General features: G+C 75.0%; 12 protein-coding genes. 3 read left to right on the plus strand and 9 right to left on the minus strand.

The features are described 5' to 3' along the window. Positions 1–45 precede the first annotated feature (45 nt). From GNZ18_RS09065 to GNZ18_RS09095, 7 genes are all read right to left on the minus strand, one after another. Entirely contained in the window at positions 46–2145 is a 2100-nt protein-coding gene (locus GNZ18_RS09065) for a sensor histidine kinase (protein ID WP_156215809.1), read from the minus strand. A gap of 8 nt (positions 2146–2153) precedes the next feature. Next, entirely contained in the window at positions 2154–2834 is a 681-nt protein-coding gene (locus GNZ18_RS09070; RefSeq protein WP_156215810.1) for a response regulator transcription factor, read from the minus strand. A gap of 165 nt (positions 2835–2999) precedes the next feature. After that, the gene (gene bla / locus GNZ18_RS09075) at positions 3000–3986 is read right to left on the minus strand and encodes a class A beta-lactamase (RefSeq protein ID WP_156215811.1); all 987 of its coding nucleotides are present in this window, start codon (positions 3984–3986) and stop codon (positions 3000–3002) included. A 52-nt stretch (positions 3987–4038) separates the two neighbouring features. Beyond that, positions 4039–4809 (minus strand): thioesterase II family protein, encoded by a 771-nt coding sequence (locus GNZ18_RS09080; RefSeq protein WP_156215812.1) that lies wholly within the window; start codon positions 4807–4809, stop codon positions 4039–4041. Then, on the minus strand, positions 4806–5048 hold the full coding sequence (locus GNZ18_RS09085) for a DUF5988 family protein (protein ID WP_156215813.1): 243 nt from the start codon (positions 5046–5048) through the stop codon (positions 4806–4808). The genes GNZ18_RS09080 and GNZ18_RS09085 overlap by 4 nt, the downstream gene beginning before the upstream one ends. Before the next feature lie 47 nt (positions 5049–5095). Beyond that, the gene (locus GNZ18_RS09090; protein WP_156215814.1) at positions 5096–6406 is read right to left on the minus strand and encodes an MFS transporter; all 1311 of its coding nucleotides are present in this window, start codon (positions 6404–6406) and stop codon (positions 5096–5098) included. Between the two features lie 27 nt (positions 6407–6433). Further along, positions 6434–7648: a carboxyl transferase domain-containing protein gene (locus GNZ18_RS09095; RefSeq protein ID WP_156215815.1), complete on the minus strand. Its 1215-nt coding sequence runs from the start codon at positions 7646–7648 to the stop codon at positions 6434–6436. Positions 7649–7799: 151 nt separating this feature from the next. Between GNZ18_RS09095 and GNZ18_RS09100 the strand changes: the two genes are divergently transcribed. Beyond that, positions 7800–9989, plus strand: coding sequence for an MMPL family transporter (locus GNZ18_RS09100; RefSeq protein ID WP_312874398.1), 2190 nt, complete (start codon positions 7800–7802; stop codon positions 9987–9989). A 111-nt stretch (positions 9990–10100) separates the two neighbouring features. On the opposite strand, the gene GNZ18_RS09105 is transcribed toward GNZ18_RS09100, so the two are convergent. Next, positions 10101–12920 carry a helix-turn-helix transcriptional regulator gene (locus GNZ18_RS09105; RefSeq protein ID WP_156215816.1) on the minus strand — a complete coding sequence of 940 codons (2820 nt, stop codon included), beginning with the start codon at positions 12918–12920 and terminating at the stop codon, positions 10101–10103. Between the two features lie 427 nt (positions 12921–13347). Here GNZ18_RS09105 and GNZ18_RS09110 point away from each other — a divergent pair, with 427 nt between their 5' ends. Next, positions 13348–14001 carry a TetR/AcrR family transcriptional regulator gene (locus GNZ18_RS09110; protein WP_156215817.1) on the plus strand — a complete coding sequence of 218 codons (654 nt, stop codon included), beginning with the start codon at positions 13348–13350 and terminating at the stop codon, positions 13999–14001. 41 nt (positions 14002–14042) lie between these two features. On the opposite strand, the gene GNZ18_RS09115 is transcribed toward GNZ18_RS09110, so the two are convergent. Next, positions 14043–14828, minus strand: a complete 786-nt coding sequence (locus GNZ18_RS09115; protein WP_156215818.1) for an AfsR/SARP family transcriptional regulator — start codon at positions 14826–14828, stop codon at positions 14043–14045. A 299-nt stretch (positions 14829–15127) separates the two neighbouring features. Here GNZ18_RS09115 and GNZ18_RS09120 point away from each other — a divergent pair, with 299 nt between their 5' ends. Further along, positions 15128–16588, plus strand: a complete 1461-nt coding sequence (locus tag GNZ18_RS09120) for an FAD-dependent monooxygenase (protein WP_173390699.1) — start codon at positions 15128–15130, stop codon at positions 16586–16588. Positions 16589–16609 lie beyond the last annotated feature (21 nt).

Consider the following 16609-nt stretch of genomic DNA (forward strand, 5'->3'; position numbering starts at 1 on the left):
ACCTGGGACGCTACGGCCGTGCCGCGCGGGCCCGCGAGGGTGCGGTCACCCGGTTCCGGGTACGGTTCCGCGCCCCCGCGCGGTGGTGCCCGCACGAGGCACGGGCACCCGCCCCCGGACGGTGGTGCCCGCGCCGGGGGACGAGCGGATCTCCAGCCGCCCGCCGACGGCGTCGATCCGGTCGCGCATGTTGCCGAGTCCCGCCCCCCGCGCCGTCGCGGACGGGTCGAACCCCGGCCCGCCGTCGGACACCGCGAACTCCAGCACGTCACCGTCTCCGCCGAGGTCGAGCCGGAGCCGGGGCGCGCTCCCGGCGGCGTGCTTCGCCGCGTTCTGCAGGGCCTCCAGGCAGCAGAAGTACACCGCCGCCTCGACCTCGGGCGCGAACCGCCGCCCGGCGAGTGCCGGTGCCGCCGCGACCTCGGCCGGGACGCGGGCCGCGTGCGCGCGCAGCGCCCGGGCCAGGCCCTTCTCGGCGAGGATCGCGGGGAAGATGCCCCGGGCCAGGTCGCGCAGGGTGTCCAGGGCCGTCCCGGTGTCGTGGCGAAGCTCGTCCAGCAGCGCCCCGACCTCGGGGGAGGCGTCACCGAGCAGCGCCCGCGCGAGGCCGATCTTCGCGGCGACCGCGAGCAGGTGCTGCTGCGCGCCGTCGTGCAGGTCGCGTTCGAGGCGGCGGCGCTCGGTGTCCTGCGCGGCGACCAGCCGCCGCCGCGACGCGCGCAGCTCGGCGGCGCGCGCGACGTCGCGGAACGCGATCGCGGCGTGCGCGGCGAGGTCGGCGGCGAGGGCGGAGTCCCGCGCGGTGACCGGGTCGCCCGGCGGTTTGGCGATCGTGATCGCCCCGAGCGTCTCCGCGCCGTCGCGCACCTCGGCCACGGCGTCCGCGCCCGGGACGCCGTCCAGGAACGGGACCGGTTCGGCGGTGCGCGGCGGGTGCGCGGCGGCCAGCCGCAGCTCCTCGCCCACCCTGACCCAGACCTCCGTGCGGGACGCGCCGGTGGCGTCGGCCAGGGCCCGCGCGAGCGAGGGCAGGAACTCCTCGATCGGCGCGGCCGAGGCGAGCCGCTCCGACAGCAGCGACAGCGTCTCGTAGGGCGTCGCCCTCACGCCGTGGACGAGCCGGTCCGCGACCTGCCGCGCGCGAGCGCGCATCGGGCCGAACCCGAGCGCCGCGACGGCCGTCGCCACGAGCGGCGGCAGCGGCCCGCCCCCGACGTGCGACCCCACCAGCGAACCGGCGCCGACGACCACCGCGACGTAGACGACCGTGATGAACGCGGCCAGCGTCGCGTACACGATCGTGCCGCGCAGGACGGCGTCGATGTCGTACAGCCGGTACTTGGAGATCGCGAACCCGATCGCGACCGGCGTGCCCGTGCCCAGCACGAGCAGCGACGCGAACCACGGGTCCGGCGTCGGCGCCACCGGCTGGACGAACTGCGCCGCCACCGCCGCCGCGCCGAGCGCCACGCTCAGCCCGAACCAGCGGAGCTGCGCCCGCTCGTCGCCGCGCGCCCGCCGGTACCGGCCCCGGCTCGCCGCCGCCGACAGCACGGCGAGCAGCCCGGCCGCGGCGGCGGGCCCGGCGACCAGCGCCACGTCCCCGGGCCCGCTCACCTCCGGCTGGAACGCGGGCGGGCCCGCCCCGGCCGAGACGGCGCCGAAGCAGACCGAGGCCGCGGCGAGGTTCGCGGCCGACAGCCGGCCGACCGCGCGCCAGCGCCGGGACGGGAGCCGCCCGTCCGGGAACAGCAGCGGCAGGAACGTTCCCGCCGGGAACACCGCGAGGATCCACGACCACGTCCCGGCCCAGCCCGCGAACTCCCCGAACGGCAGCGACCCCGGCCGCGTCGTCAGCGCGTAGACGGCGTAGGACTGCCACAGGCCCGTCATCGCGATCGCCGCGCCGATGCCGCTGAGCAGCCAGCCCACCGGGTTCGCCGGATGGCGCGGCGTCACGACCGCGCCGACCGCCGCGAACGCCACCGCCATCAGCGACAGCCCGACCGGGTAACCGGCGCCGAGGCCGCCCGCGTCGGTCCCGTTCAGGACGGCGAGGAGCAGGTTCGCCGAGGCCAGGAGCACCGTCCCGAGCCACAGCCCGTGGCACGCCCACCGCACCCACCGCGCCTTGTCGATGTCCATGGAGGGGCTCAGCCGGACGCGAGCAGGCCCTCGTCGTCCAGGAACTGCAGGACCGCCTTCACCCGCCGGTGCACCACCGGCTCCTCGGTGATGCCGAGCTTGCCGAACACGGCGTTGATGTGCTTCTCCACGGCGCGCACCGACACGGTCAGGTCGGCCGCGATCCGCGCGTTGTTCTTGCCCTCCGCCATCAGCGCGAGGACCTCCCGCTCGCGCGGCGACAGCGCCCCGAGCGGCGAGCCGGGCGCGCGGCGCCGCCCGGCCAGCAGCGCGGCGACGATCTCCGGGTCGAGCGCCGAGCCGCCGCGCGCCGTGTCCTCCAGCGCGCGGACGATCTGCTCGACGTCCCCGATCCGCGACTTGAGCAGGTAGCCGAGGCCCTCCGCGCTCTCGCCCAGCAGGTCGTAGGCGAGGTCGGGCTCCGCGAACTGCGAGAGCACGACGACGCCGACGTCCGGGTGGTCGCGGCGGATGGTCCGCGCCGCGCGGATCCCCTCGTCGGTGCCCGTCGGCGGCATCCGGATGTCGGTGAGGACGGCGTCCGGGCGGTGCTCGGCGACGGCCGCCAGCAGGTCCGGCAGGTCGTCGGCGGTCGCGGCGACCTCGACGCCCCCGGCGCGCGCGAGCAGCGCGGCGACGCCCTCCCGGACGAGGTAGCTGTCGTCGGCCAGAACGACCCGAAGTGCCATGTCGGCGATGATATTGCCCGGTCGTCCGCGCCCGGCTCGGGCGGGTCGGCCGGTCGGCCCGCGTGACCCCCTCGATCACGCGGGCCGCGACAGCCGGCCTCCGGGTTCCGTCCCTTCGTACCCCTTCTGGACGGCCGGCGGAACCTCACCGCCGGTGAGATCTCACTATGCGGGACGCGAGACGGGACGGGCGCCGAGGCCCTCCGCCAGGATCGCGGCGGTCTCGGCGATCGCCTTCTCATCCGCCGAACCGCCCGATGCCCGCCGGTTGGTGGTGATCACGATGATCAGCGGGGCGCCGCCGGACGGCGGGTAGGCGATGGCGATGTCGTTGGCCGTGCCGTAGGTGCCGCCGGTGCCGGTCTTGTCGCCGACCGTCCAGCCCGGGGGCAGCCCGGCGCGGATGCGGGCGCCGCCGGTCTCGGCGGCCTTCATCCAGCCGATCAGCCGGGCCCGGTCGGCGGGGACGAGCGCCCGGCCGAGCGTCAGCTCGCGCAGGTCGCGTCCCCAGGCGCGGGGCGTGACGGTGTCGCGCCGCTCGCCGGGGCTCCACAGGTTGAGGTCGGTCTCCCAGCGGTCGTGGCGGCTGACCCGGTCGCCGAGCGAGCGGAAGAAGGCGGTGTGCCCGGCGGGCCCGCCGATCTGCCGCAGGACGAGGTTCCCGGCGGTGTTGTCGCTGACGGTGATGGCCGCGTGGCACAGGTCCGCGACGCTCATCCCGGTGGCGACGTGCTTCTCGGTGACGGGCGAGTTCGGGACGAGGTCGTCCTCGGTGTAGCGGATCACACGGTCCAGCAGCCCGGGGTCGGACCGGCGCGCCTTCCGCAGGACCGCGCCGCACGCGATCGCCTTGAACGTCGACAGGAACGGGAACCGCTCGTCCGCGCGGTGGGTGCGGACCCGGCCGGTGCCGGTGTCGAGCGCCCACGCGCCGATCCGCGCCCGGTGGGTCCGCTCCAGCTCGTTCAGCCGCTTGGCGACGGCGCCCTGGGAGAGCGCGGGACGTGCGGGCGCGGCCAGCGGTGCGGTGTCGCCGCGGGGCGCGGCGGAGGTGGAGCCGCCGCCGGCGCCGCAGGCGGTCACGCCGGTGAGCAGGACCGCCGCGGCCCCGGCGGCGAGCCGGACCCGGAACCGGGAAGGTGGAGTTCGCATGCCGGAAGAAGACCAGACCCCCGGCGATGATGTCCAATATTGATATTGGTTTTCAGCTGATACTGGTTCGCATATCGATCGTGGTCGCGAGCCGTTCGATCGTCTCGGCGGGCGACCGCGTCAGGTAGAAGTGGCCGCCCTCGAAGACGTGCATGTCGAACCCGCCGGTGGTGTGCTCCCGCCAGGCCCGCGCCTCGTCCAGCGTGACGTGCGGGTCGTCGTCGCCGACGAACACGGTGATCGGCGTGTCGATCGCCGCGCCCGGCGCGCAGGCGTAGGTCTCGATCGCGGCGTAGTCGCCGCGGACGGCCGGCAGCAGCATCGCGAGCAGCTCGGCGTCCTCCAGCAGGCTCGCCTCGGTGCCGCCCAGCGCGCGCAGCTCCGCGACGACGCCCGCGTCGTCGCGCAGGTGCACCGACTCGGCGCGGCGGCGCGAGGGCGCGCGGCGCCCCGAGGCCACGAGCTTGACGGGCGGGCGCTCCATCCGGCGGGCGACCTCGAACGCCAGCGCGGCGCCCATGCTGTGCCCGAAGAACGCGGTCGGCGCGCCGTCCCAGCCGGGCAGCGCGGCGGGCAGGGCCTCGGCGACCGCGTCGGCGAGCCGGTGCAGGTCGGTGACCGGCTTCTCGTGGCGGCGGTCCTGGCGCCCGGGGTACTGGACGGCCAGCACCTCGACGCCCCGGTCCGCCAGCGCGGTCGCGACGGGGAAGAAGAAGCTCGCGGAGCCGCCCGCGTGCGGGAAGCACACCAGGCGCAGCGCGGCGTCGGTGACGCGGCGGTAGCGGCGGACCCACAGGTCGGCGGTGGTCTGCGGCGCGCTCATTCGGCGATCTTCGTTCGCGTCGTCCAGTGGTAGACGGGGACGCCGTCGGCGGACGCGCCGCCGTCCGGGCCGTCGGCCCGCTCGAAGTGCTGGTAGGCGCCCCGGTGCGGGATCTTGACGGTGGCGCCCTCGGGTGGGGTGCGGAGCACGCGCAGCTCGGCGGGCAGGTCGGCGGGCCCGCCCTCAAGCACCGCGCAGACGCTGCCGGGTCGGCCGGAGGATTTCCTCGCAGTGTCCATGGCCGCAGGCTCGCAATACCCGCTAAAGCGGTCACAAAGCCGCACCGTCACGGCCGTCCCTCCGGCCGCGCCTCCAACCGGGGGAGGGACGCGGCGCCGGCGCGGCGCGTCCGGGCGGCGTCGCGCCCCGGCCGGATCGTGAGCACCGAGACGACCGCGCCGGCCGCGAGCAGCCCGGCGGCGACGTCGAAGGCGTGCCGGAACCCGTCCGGGCGGCTCGCCGCCGCGTCGATGATCCGTCCGGTGGTGAACGGCCCGAGCACGCTCGCGAGCGCGGCGACCGCGTAGGACAGGCCGAGCGCCGCGCCGCGCAGCCGCGCCGGGCAGCCGTCGGCGATCGCCGCGTTGACCAGCGGAACCTGCGCGTTCCCGCAGAACGCGACCGCCATCAGGAGCAGCAGCAGCGGGACGCCGCCCGTCCTTGTCATACCGAACATGCACAGCCCGGCGGCGAGGCCGACGGCGCCGCCGACCGCGCCGTAGGCGATCCGGGTGGACGCGCCGCGCCCGAGCAGCCGCTGCGCCGCGATGCCGAGCAGCGGCCCCAGCACCACGGTCAGCACGCTGGGCAGCCCGACGGTCGCGCCGATCTGCGCGTCGGTGAGGCCCGTGTCCTCCTCCAGGAACAGCGGCATCCACGCGAGCCCGACGGCGAGCGCCCACATGGCGGTGAACGTCGTGAACGTCCCGCCGAGCCACGTGCCGGTGAGGAGGACGCGCCGCCGCGGCACCGGCCCGCCGGACGCCTCGACCGGCTTCGCGGCGGCGGGCGAGGGGGCGTAGGGACCGGTGCCGCCGTAGCGCAGCCACACCAGCACCCAGCCGAGGCCCATGACGCCGAGCGCGCCGAACGCCGCGCGCCAGCCGAACAGCCCGTCCACCGCGATGACCAGCGGGCCGCCGACGACCGCGCCGAGCGCCCCGCCGACGGTGATCGCGGCGGCGGGCAGCGCGCGCCGCCCCTCGGGATACCAGCTGAACGCGGTGTGGTTGGCGAGCGGGAAGCCGGGCCCCTCGCCCGCGCCCAGCACGACGCGGGTGCCGAGCAGGACGGCGTATCCGGCGGCCGGGATCAGCACCGGCAGCTGCGCCGCCGCCCACACCAGGCCGAGCGCGGCGAGCAGCGTCCGCGCGGGGAACCGGTCGCCGAGCATCCCCACCAGCAGCGCGGACACGCTGAACAGCAGGTAGAACGCCGAGGCGAGCGCGCCGAAGCCGGTCGCGGTGAGGTCGAACTCCTCCATGATCGGGTCGGCGGTGAGGCCGAGCACGCTCTTGTCGGCGACGTTGACGAACATGAAGCCCGCCAGCAGGAGCAGCGCGGTACGGGAAGAGGTTCGCCGTGGGGGATTACGCATCGGAGGGGTGCCTTCCTGAGGCGCGGGTCAGAGCGGGATGTTGCCGTGCCGGCCGCGGCGGCGGACCCCGGCGGTGAGGGCGGCGGCGATCTTCTCCCGGGTGCGGCCGGGGGTGACGACCTCGTCGACGACGCCGTACCGGGCGTCGCCCATCGCCGCGACGTCCGCGTCCGGCCAGGCGAACACCTTCGTCGCGCCCAGCGAGCGGGAGTTCAGCGCGACGCACATCGCGTCGGCGGAGCGCCCGGTGATCAGCGTGACGCGCGGGACGACGGCCTCCGCGAACGCGTACAGCAGCTTGGCGCCGCGCAGCATGACGCCGTCCCACTCCTCCCGGGCACTGGGCAGCTCGCCGGGCGCGTCGAAGACGACGACCAGCGGGATCCCGAGGGAGTCGCACATCCGGACGAAGCGCGCCACCTTCTCCGCGCCGACCCCGTCGAGCGTGCCGCCCTCGCGCCGGGGGTCGCCCGCGACGACGCCGATCGTCCCGCCCGCGAGCCGGCCGAGGCCGATCACGACGCCCGGGGCCCGGTGGCGCTGCATCTCGGTGAGCTCGCCGCCGTCGAGCAGGGCGCGCAGCAGCGCGCGCGGGTCGGGCGCGGCGTCGGGCGGCAGGCCCGCCGGCGGCGCGGGATCGAACCTCCCCGGTCGGGTCAGCAGCGCGATCAGCCGCCTGGCCTCGTCGAGCGCCTCGTCCCGCGAGCCCGCCACCATGTGGACGACGCCCGTGTGGCGCGCCTGCGGCTCCGCGCCGAAGCCGGTCGGGTCGATGAGCGGGCCGCGCCCGTCCGGCGCCACGATCACCAGGTCGGTGAGCGCGGGGCCGTAGGCGGCGCCGTGCGCGGCGGGCCCGAGGACGACGGAGATCTGCGGGACCTTCCCCGAGGCCCGCACCATCGCCGCGAACACGCGGCCCGCGCCGTCCAGCGCCTCGACGCCGTCGTCCAGCCGGGTGCCGCCGGGGTGCCAGACGCCGATGACGGGACGGTCCTCGGCGGCGGCGAGGTCGGTCGCGTGGGCGATCCGCAGGCACTCGCCCATCCCGATCTCGCCGCCCGCGCAGAACGCGATGACCTCAGCGCCCGCGACGCGGCCCCGCACGGCGACGGCCGACAGGTCGTCCTCGGGGTGGACGCGGCGCAGGGAACCGGTGTCCAGCAGCCGGTTGAGCCGCAGGTAGGGGTCGCGCCCGCCCGCGGGACGCCGCTCGCCGGGCGGCACCGTGGTGAGTCTCGTCATGGACGCAGTGTCGAGAGCGCCGCTAAAGCGCGACCTAACCGGCGAAGCGGACACTCGGCGGCGACCGGTGCCCCGAATCGCTGGAAATAAGATGAACCATGGTTCATTATTATGGTGAACCATGGTTCGACTTATGGAAGGGTGACCTCACGTGGCTGCGATCCTCTACCGGGTTGGCGCCTTCTGCTTCCGGCGCCGCCGCCTGGTCTGCGGGCTCTGGGCGCTGCTCGTGGTGCTGACGATCGCCGGGGCGGCCACGCTCGCGGGCGAGACGTCCAACACCGTGACGATCCCCGGCACCGAGGCGCAGCAGACCCTCGACCGGCTGAACGAGCGCTTCCCCGAGGCGAGGGTCGGCAACGCCTCGGCCCGGGTCGTGTTCGTCGCGCCCCCCGGGCAGCGCCTTTCCGACGGGCCGAACCAGGCCGCGGTCGAGAAGGTGGTCCAGGGGATGCGCAAGGCGCCGAGGGTGAGCGCGGTCCTCGACCCGTTCCAGGCGAAGGCGCTGTCGCGCGACGGCAGGTTCGGCTACGGGCAGGCGACCTACGACGTCCCCGCCGCGGACCTGGAGAAGGAGGAGCAGGAGGCGCTCAAGGACGCCGCCGCGCCCGGCCGCGCCGCCGGGCTGACCGTCGAGTTCGGCGGCGACGCCGTCACCGAGAAGCCCGTCACCGGCGTGTTCGAGCTGATCGGCGTGCTGGTCGCGGCCGTGGTGCTGGTGGTCACGCTCGGCTCGATGATCGCCGCCGGGCTGCCGCTGGTGATGGCGATCCTCGGCGTCGGCATCGGGATGAGCGGCGTCGCGATCGCCTCCGGCATGACCGACCTGAACGTCAACACCGGCGTGCTGGCGCTGATGCTCGGCCTCGCGGTCGGCATCGACTACACGCTGCTGATCGTGTCGCGGTTCCGGCACGAGGTGGCCGAGCGCCCGCCCGAGGAGGCGGCGGCGCTCGCGGTCGGCACCGCCGGGTCCGCGGTCGTGTTCGCCGGGCTCACCGTCATGATCGCGCTGGCCGGGCTGTCGGTCGTCGGCATCCCGGTGCTGACCGCGATGGGCCTCGCCGCCGCCGGGACCGTCGCCGTCGCGGTGCTGCTCGCGCTGACCCTGCTCCCGGCGCTGCTCGGCTTCGCCGCGCGCCGCATCGCGGCGGCCAGGCGCGGGCGGGTCAAGCCCGGGGCGGTCCCGCACGGGGAGCGGTGGGCGCGGTTCGTCATCCGGCGGCGGATCCCCGTCCTGCTGGTGGCGCTGGTGGGCCTCGGCATCGCCGCGATCCCGGCCGCCGACCTGCGGCTCGGCCTGCCCGACGACTCGATGCTGCCCGCCGACTCCACCCAGCGCAAGGCGTTCGAGCTGGTCAGCGAGGGCTTCGGCCCCGGCTTCAACGGCCCCCTGGTCGTCGTCGTGGACGGCGGACGCGGCGGCGGCGCCGCGGCGGCGGGCCAGGTCGCCGCGACCATCGGCCGCATGGACGGCGTCGCCGCCGTCACCCCGCCGACCCCGAACCGCGACGGCGGCATCGCGCTGCTGACGGTGTTCCCGAAGACCGGGGCGACCGAGCAGGCCACGACCGACCTCGTCCACCGGATCCGCGACCGGCGCGGCGAAGTGCGCGCGGCGACCGGCGCCTCGATCGCCGTGACCGGGCTGACCGCCGTCAACATCGACTTCTCCAAGAAGCTCAACGACGCGCTGCTGCCCTACCTCGGCGTCGTCGTGGGGCTGACGTTCCTGCTGCTGATGCTGGTGTTCCGGTCGCTGATCGTCCCGGTGAAGGCCGCGCTCGGCTTCCTGCTCAGCGTCGCGGCGACGTTCGGCGCGGTCGTCGCGGTGTTCCAGTGGGGCTGGCTGTCGTCGGTGTTCGGCCTGGACGCGACGGGCCCGACCGCCAGCCTGCTGCCGATCGCGCTGATCGGCATCCTGTTCGGCCTCGCGATGGACTACGAGGTGTTCATCGTCGCGCGGATGCGGGAGGAGCACGTCCACGGCACCGCCCCCGACGAGGCCGTCGCGACCGCGTTCCGGCACAACGCCCGGGTGGTCACCGCCGCCGCGATCATCATGATCAGCGTGTTCGCCGGGTTCCTGTTCTCCACCGAGCAGCTCAGCCGGTCGATCGGCTTCGCGCTGGCCTTCGGCGTCCTCGCCGACGCGCTGGTCGTGCGCATGACGATCGTGCCGGTGGTGATGTCGCTGTTCGGACGGGCCGCCTGGTGGCTGCCCGGCTGGCTGGAGCGGATCCTGCCCGCCGTCGACGTCGACGGCGAGCGGCTGGCCGAGCGCCGCGACCCGCCGGCCGGCCGACGCTCGGAGCCGGACGTCGCCGCCCCCGCCGGCTGACCCCGACTCCCCTCCCCGGGCCCCGCCGTCCGTCCGTCCCCCGTGGGGCGGACGGCGGGGCCACTCCCTTGCGACGCACTTCGGTGGTGAGGGGCAGGTCGGCGGTGAGGGTCAGGAGCCGTACCGCTCGGAGAGGGCGAGGCTCGCCTCGGGCGGGATCGCGGACGGCAGGTCCGACCGGCGGCTCAGACGCAGCTTGCGGTAGACGCGGGTCAGGTGCTGCTCGACGGTGCTGACCGTGATGAACAGCTTCGCCGCGATCTGCCGGTTGGTGTAGCCGTCGGCGGCGAGCGCGGCGACCCGCAGCTCGGCGTTGCTGAGGTCGTCGACGCCGGGCCCGGCCACCGCGGCGGGGACGCCCTCGGGGCCGCCCCTGGAACCGGCGCCCGACCCGGCCTCCGCACGCCCCTCGGCCACCGCGCGTCCCTCGGTGGCCGCGCGCGCCGCCGGGGCGAGCGCGAACGGCGGGCGGCCCCGCCACTGCGCGCCCGACGCCTCGGCGAGCCGGTCGGCGCGGCGCGCCGTCCGGCGGGCGGTGCCGGGCTCGCCCAGGCCGTGCTGGACGCGGCTGAGGTCGGTGAGCGCGCGGGCCAGCTCCAGCCGGTCGTAGGAGCGCTGGAGCACCTCGACGGCCTCGAACAGCAGCGCGCGGCGGCCCCGCATGTCGCTGGTCCTGGCGAGGGCGCGCAGCGTGATCCCGCGCGTCCGGTGGTCCCAGGACGGGATCACGGCGAGCTGCTCCTCGGCCAGCGCCCGGCCCTCGTCCCGGCGGCCCAGCTCGGCGTAGGCGTAGGCGGCCGAGGAGCGCCACGGCACGACCGCCGGGATGTCCAGCCCCCACCGGCCCATCAGCTCGCCGCACACCTGGAAGTCGCCGAGCGCGGCGTGCAGCCGTCCGGTGGACATGTGGAACCAGCCGCGCGCCTCCAGGTAGTGCAGGCCCGCGCGGGTCTGGAACATCGCCTCGGGGACGGAGGTGTCGAGCCACGCCTCGGCGCGGTCCAGGTTGCCGAGCCCGACGGTGGCCGCCACCATGCTCGCCAGCGGCAGCCCGATCCCGACGCCCCAGCTCCTGGCGGGCATGACCGTCAGCGCCCGGGACGCCTGCCGGTGCGCGGCGCGCAGGTCGCCGCGCCGCAGCTCGGTCATCGCGCCGAGGCCCGCGAGCATCGCCTCCCACACGGGGGTGCGGCGCACCCCCGCCTCGGCGGCGAGGGACTCGCGCCAGAACTCCGCCTTGTCGAGCGAGCCGCCGTAGATCAGCGCGGCGAGCGCGGCGATGACGGGGATCAGCGCGGAGTCGTCCAGCCGCGCGCTCTGGAGCACCTGCTCGGCGCCGGTCATCAGCACGTCGACGTCGTCGGAGAGGGTGTGCACCGCCGACAGCTGCGGGGCGAGCGCCGCGCGGCCCGGGGCCGCCTCGCCCCACGCCGGGGGCCTGGTGTCGGGGTAGAGGGCCCGCAGGCGGTTCAGCGCCTGGCCGGCGGTCCGCTCGTCGTGGTGCCGCAGCTCGCCGAGCAGCTCCGCCGCGTCCTGCGGGCGGCCGTGCCACAGCAGGTAGTCGATGGCGCGGGCGCCGTGCCGGCCGGTGAGCAGCCCCCGCCGCACGGCGGTGCCGAGCTCGGGCAGGAGCCGTTCGACGCTGGAGGGGTCCAGCAGCCACTCGGCGCGCGCGATCAGCGACAGCGCGACCGCGCGCTCGCGCTCGTCGGCGCTGTGCCGCTGCGCCCGCTTGAGCAGCACCAGCGCGCGCTCCCCGTCGCCGTTGTCGAGGGCCTGCTCGGCGGTCTCGCGCAGCACCGCCACCTCCCACGGCTCGCGGGGGCCGACCCCGCACAGCAGGTGCTCGGCGACGGCGGAGGCGGGGAACCCGGCGTTGTGCAGCGCCGTCGCCGCCGAGGCGTGCAGCGCCATCCGGTCGCCCGGCGGGATGCTCTGCAGGACGGCGACCCGCGCCGCCCCGTCCCGGAACCGGGTGCCGTCGAGCAGCCCGGCGAGCGTCAGCGTCTCGGTGGCCTCGGCGACCGGATGGCGGCTCAGCCCGAGCGTCGCCGCCAGCAGGTCGGGGGACGCGGCGTCGCCCAGGATCGCGATGGCACGTGCCACGTCAAGTTCGGGCGACTCATAGCGGTAGAGGCAGCGGACGACCGCCTCCTGGAACGCCTCGCCCGGCGCCGGCGCGCTCATCCCGCGCGCGGGGTCGAGCGAGTCCTCCAGCAGGGCCTTCACCAGCAGCGGGTTGCCGCCGGTGATGCGGTGGAAGGCGCCGACGAGGCGCTGCGCGCCCGGACGGCTCGTCCGCTGCGTCAGGAGCGTTCCCACCGCGAACGGCGACAGCGGCTCCAGCCGTATGTAGCGGCAGTAGGGCTGCCGCATGACGTCGGTCTCCAGGATCGGATGCCGCCGCCGGGGGCCGAACAGCTCGGTGAACACCACCATGACGCGGTCGGAGCGCAGCCGCCGGACGAGGTAGAGCAGGCACCGCAGGGACAGGTCGTCGGCGTACTCGACGTCGTCGACGGCGATCAGGACGGGCCGGTCCTCGGCGAGCTGGTGCAGCCTGCCGAGCAGGTCGCGGACGCTGGGCGAGGCCAGGTGCGTGGTGACGTCGAGGTCGGGCGAGGACAGCGCGCGGGTGAGCGCGTGGTCGAGCGGGGACAGCTCGCGGTCGACGTCGCCGTCCGCGGACTCCACGTTGCGGAGCAGTTGGTCGAGCACGCCGAGCGGGAGGGTCTGCTCCGCGCGCGACGCCGCCGCGCTCAGCACCAGCGCGCCGGCCTCGACCGCGCGCTCGGCGAGGGCGTGCAGCAGCGCGGTCTTCCCGCTCGCGACCGGACCGCCGACGATCGCGACCCGCACCGTGCCGGTGGCGCACTCCTTGAACAGTGCGTCGAGACTGGACAATTCTCTGTAGCGTTCCGCCAAGGTCACAGGTCGGCCTCGTCAATTCCAGGTGAAAGACACATGGGCACACCCGGCTTGCGACCAGGTGGGACACGATTCAGCGGGGCAGAAGAGGTGTTAGGGCGAAATGGTCGTGGGAGCGATGATCAATTGTCGGCCGTTGCGCACGCCAAACAAATAAGGGAGCCGGTTCATTTTCTGTTCACTCTAACCGTTGGTATGGATGGGTGGACTCCCGGGTTCGGGTCGTGGCCTGAAGTGGTCGGGGACGGTGGGCGGCCCCGCGGGCCCGGCCCGCGCGGCGCCGCGACGGGAGGACGCGGGACCGGCCCGGGACCCTCGCCGCGAACGGCGCACCCGGCGGGACCTGCGGTCATGGCGACTCCAGCGCTGCACTACGGTGTAGTGTGAACCGTGGTTCATCTTATGATAAGTCCACCGAGGACGGGCGCGCATGGAAAAAACACCGGGACTTCGGGCCGACGCCACCCGGAACCGGGCGAAGATCCTTCAGTCGGCGCGTGATCTGATCACCGCGCACGGCCCGCAGATCGGGATGGATGAGATCGCGCGCTCGGCGGGGGTGGCGGTCGGCACCCTGTACCGGCACTTCCCGACCAAGAACGCCCTGGTCAACGCGATCATGATCGAGATCGAGGCCGGGGTGGTCGCGGGCCTGGAGGAGGCGGTGGCCCGCATCGAGGGCGGCGGCAGCGCGCTGGCGGAGATCGAGTTGATGCTGCGCCGGCTTGCCGTGGACATGGCCGACGACCGCGCGCTGCGCGCCGTGGCGACCCGCATCGGGGCCTACTCGCCCGACAACGTCCGCCGGCACGCCGACGCGGCGCTCGGCCGGATGGTCGCGGCGGCGCACGCCGCCGGGGCGCTGCGTCCCGACGTCACCTCCGAGGACATCGGCCTGCTCATCGGCACGATGCCCGGCGCCGAGGTGCCCGAGCCCGCCCGCCGCCGCTGGGTGGAGCTGATCCTGCGGAGCATCGTCCCGGCCCCGGTCCAGGAGGGCTCGCCCGGCGGCTCGCCCTCCTGGACCGCCGTCCCGCCCGGCGCCGTATCGCGCCCGTGTGACGGCCGGGATCACGCGGAGTAAGGGGTTTCGGTCCGCGGGGCCCGGTCGCGCGGCCCAGGCCGTCAGACGGCGGCGCGGGCCAGCTCGGGGGCGCCGAGGAGCCGCTCGTCCCCGCGCAGGATGGACTCGTGCAGGTCGCGCAGCGAGCGGCACGGCTCCAGGCCCAGCTCCCGGTTGAGGCGCTCGCGCGCGGTGCGGTAGGCGCCGAGCGCGTCGGCCTGCCGGTCGGCGCGGTAGAGCGCCAGCATGAGCTGCCGGTAGAACGCCTCGTGCAGCGGGTGCTCCTCGGTCAGCGTGTAGAGCCGCCCGATGATCTCCCGGTGCCGGCCGAGCCACAGGTAGACGTCGATGAGCATCTCCAGGCACTCCAGCCGGAGCTCCTCCAGCCACGTGACGTAGGAGTAGATGATCGGGCCGTCGCGCAGGTCCCCGAGCGTCGCGCCGCGCCAGAGCGCGAGCGCCCGCTCGAAGGCGGGGGCGGCCTCCTCCGGACGGCCCTGCTGGACGGCGCACCGCCCCTGCTGGACGAGCCGCTGGAAGTCGTGGACGTCCAGCTCGTCGTCGCCGAGCCGCAGCAGGTAGCCGGGGGGACGGGTGATGATCGGGCCGGTCTCGCGGCCGGGCCGGTCGAGGAACTTGCGGAGCTGGGAGACGTACACGTGCAGGGAGGCCGTCGCCCGGCGGGGCGGGTTCTCGCCCCAGATCTCGGTCATGAGCTGGCCGGTCGTCGTCACCTGGTCCGCCCGCGCGAGCAGCACCACCAGAAGAATCTCGATCTTGCGCGCGGTGAGTGAGGACGCCCCATCATGATCAATAACGCGTACCGGGCCGAGCATTTCGAAGCGCATGTGATCCCCCGTGGTGTGTCATGTTGTGCCTTATCAGACTTTGGCACACCCTAAACTCGCCTTCGAACCCCTACGCGGCCCCTACAGACCCCAGATCGGGCGCCCCGAGTGGTTATCGGGGATTTACTTTTCGTAATTGTGAATTCTGTTCCCGTTCCGCCGCCGGTCAGGGCGCGCCGGGCCGGGCGGCGGTAAGGGCGGCTTTAGCGGCGGGTCCGACGATGGGCCGGGGCCGCCTCCGCCGTGGAGCGGCCGGAACGTCACGCCGCCGCCGCACCAGGCGGCACGGGAGGGTGGAGATGGAATCACGACAGCGGCCGGCGCCCGTGCTCATCGTCGGGGCGGGCCCGGTCGGGCTGTGGCTGGCGCGGGAGCTGGCGCTGGCGGGCGTCCGGCCGCGCATCGTGGAACGCGAGCCCCGGCCGAGCTCCTACGTCCGCGCCGGGGGCCTGCATCCCCGCACGATCGAGCTGCTGGACATGCGCGGCGTCATGGACCGCTACACCGGCCACGCGCTCAAATGGCCCTACGTGAACTTCGCCGGTCTGATGCCGCTGCTCGACCTCGCGCCGCTCGACACCGCGCACGCGTTCGGGCTCACGATCCGGCAGGACGTCGTGGAGCAGATCACCGAGGAGCTGCTCGGCGAACTCGGCGTCACCGTGGAGCGCGAGCGGACGGTGACGGCCGTGGAGCAGGGCGCGGACGCCGTCCGGGTCGCGATGGAGGACGGCGAGGTCATCGAGGCCGCCTACGTCGTGGGCTGCGACGGCGCCCGCAGCCTGGTGCGCAAGCAGGCGGGGATCACCTTCCCCGGCATCGACTCGACCGCGACCTACGTCCTGTCCGACGTGCGGCTGGACGACCCGCCCGAGTGGCTCGGCAAGCTCGGCATCAAGTCGTTCGAGGGCGCGGACGGGCAGCGGATCGGCTGGTTCCTCGGCGGCCAGGTCCCCGGCACCGACCAGTACCGCATCATGATCGCGGACGAGCCGTCCAGCCGCGCGGGCAAGGACGACCCGGTCGAGATCGAGGAGGTCCGCGCGATCCTGCGGCGCATCGCCGGGTCCGACTTCGGCGCGCACAGCCCGACCTGCCTCGCGCGGGTCGGCAACCAGGCGCGGGTCGCCGACCGGTACCGCGCCGGGCGGGTGCTGCTGGCGGGCGACGCCGCGCACGTCCACTCGCCGTTCGGCGGGCAGGGCCTGAACACCGGCCTCCAGGACGCCACGAACCTCGGCTGGAAGCTCGCGGCGGTCGTGCGCGGCGAGTCCGGCGAGGAACTGCTGGACACCTACCACGACGAGCGGCACCCGATCGGCGAGCGGGTCGTCGCGAACACGCTGGCCCAGACGCGGATGGTCTTCGACTTCACGCTCGGCGGCGCGCGGCTCCGCGAGCTGTTCTCCTCGCTGATGAAGCTGCCCCAGGTCAACGACCACCTCGCCGGGATGATCACCGCGCTGGACTACTCCTACGCGCCCGCCTCCGGCGCGCACCCGCTGGTCGGCACGCGCGTCCCGGACCTGGAGCTGAAGTCCCCGGACGCCGGACGCCTCTACGAGCTGTTCCGCGACGGCGGGCACGTCGTGCTGGAGCTGGCGGCGGGCGGCGCGAAGGAGCTGGACGTCCCGGCGAAGGCCCAGGTCAGGGTCGTGCGGGGCGAGCCGTCCGCGCCGAGGGAGGGCTGGGACGGGCTGGACGCCGTCCTGATCCGCCCCGACGGCCACATCGCGGCGGTGGCCCCGGCCGGGAGCTGATCGCCTCGACCGCAGAGAAGG

Origin of the sequence: Actinomadura litoris, from assembly GCF_009733595.1 — a bacterium.
Lineage (GTDB): Bacteria > Actinomycetota > Actinomycetes > Streptosporangiales > Streptosporangiaceae > Spirillospora > Spirillospora litoris.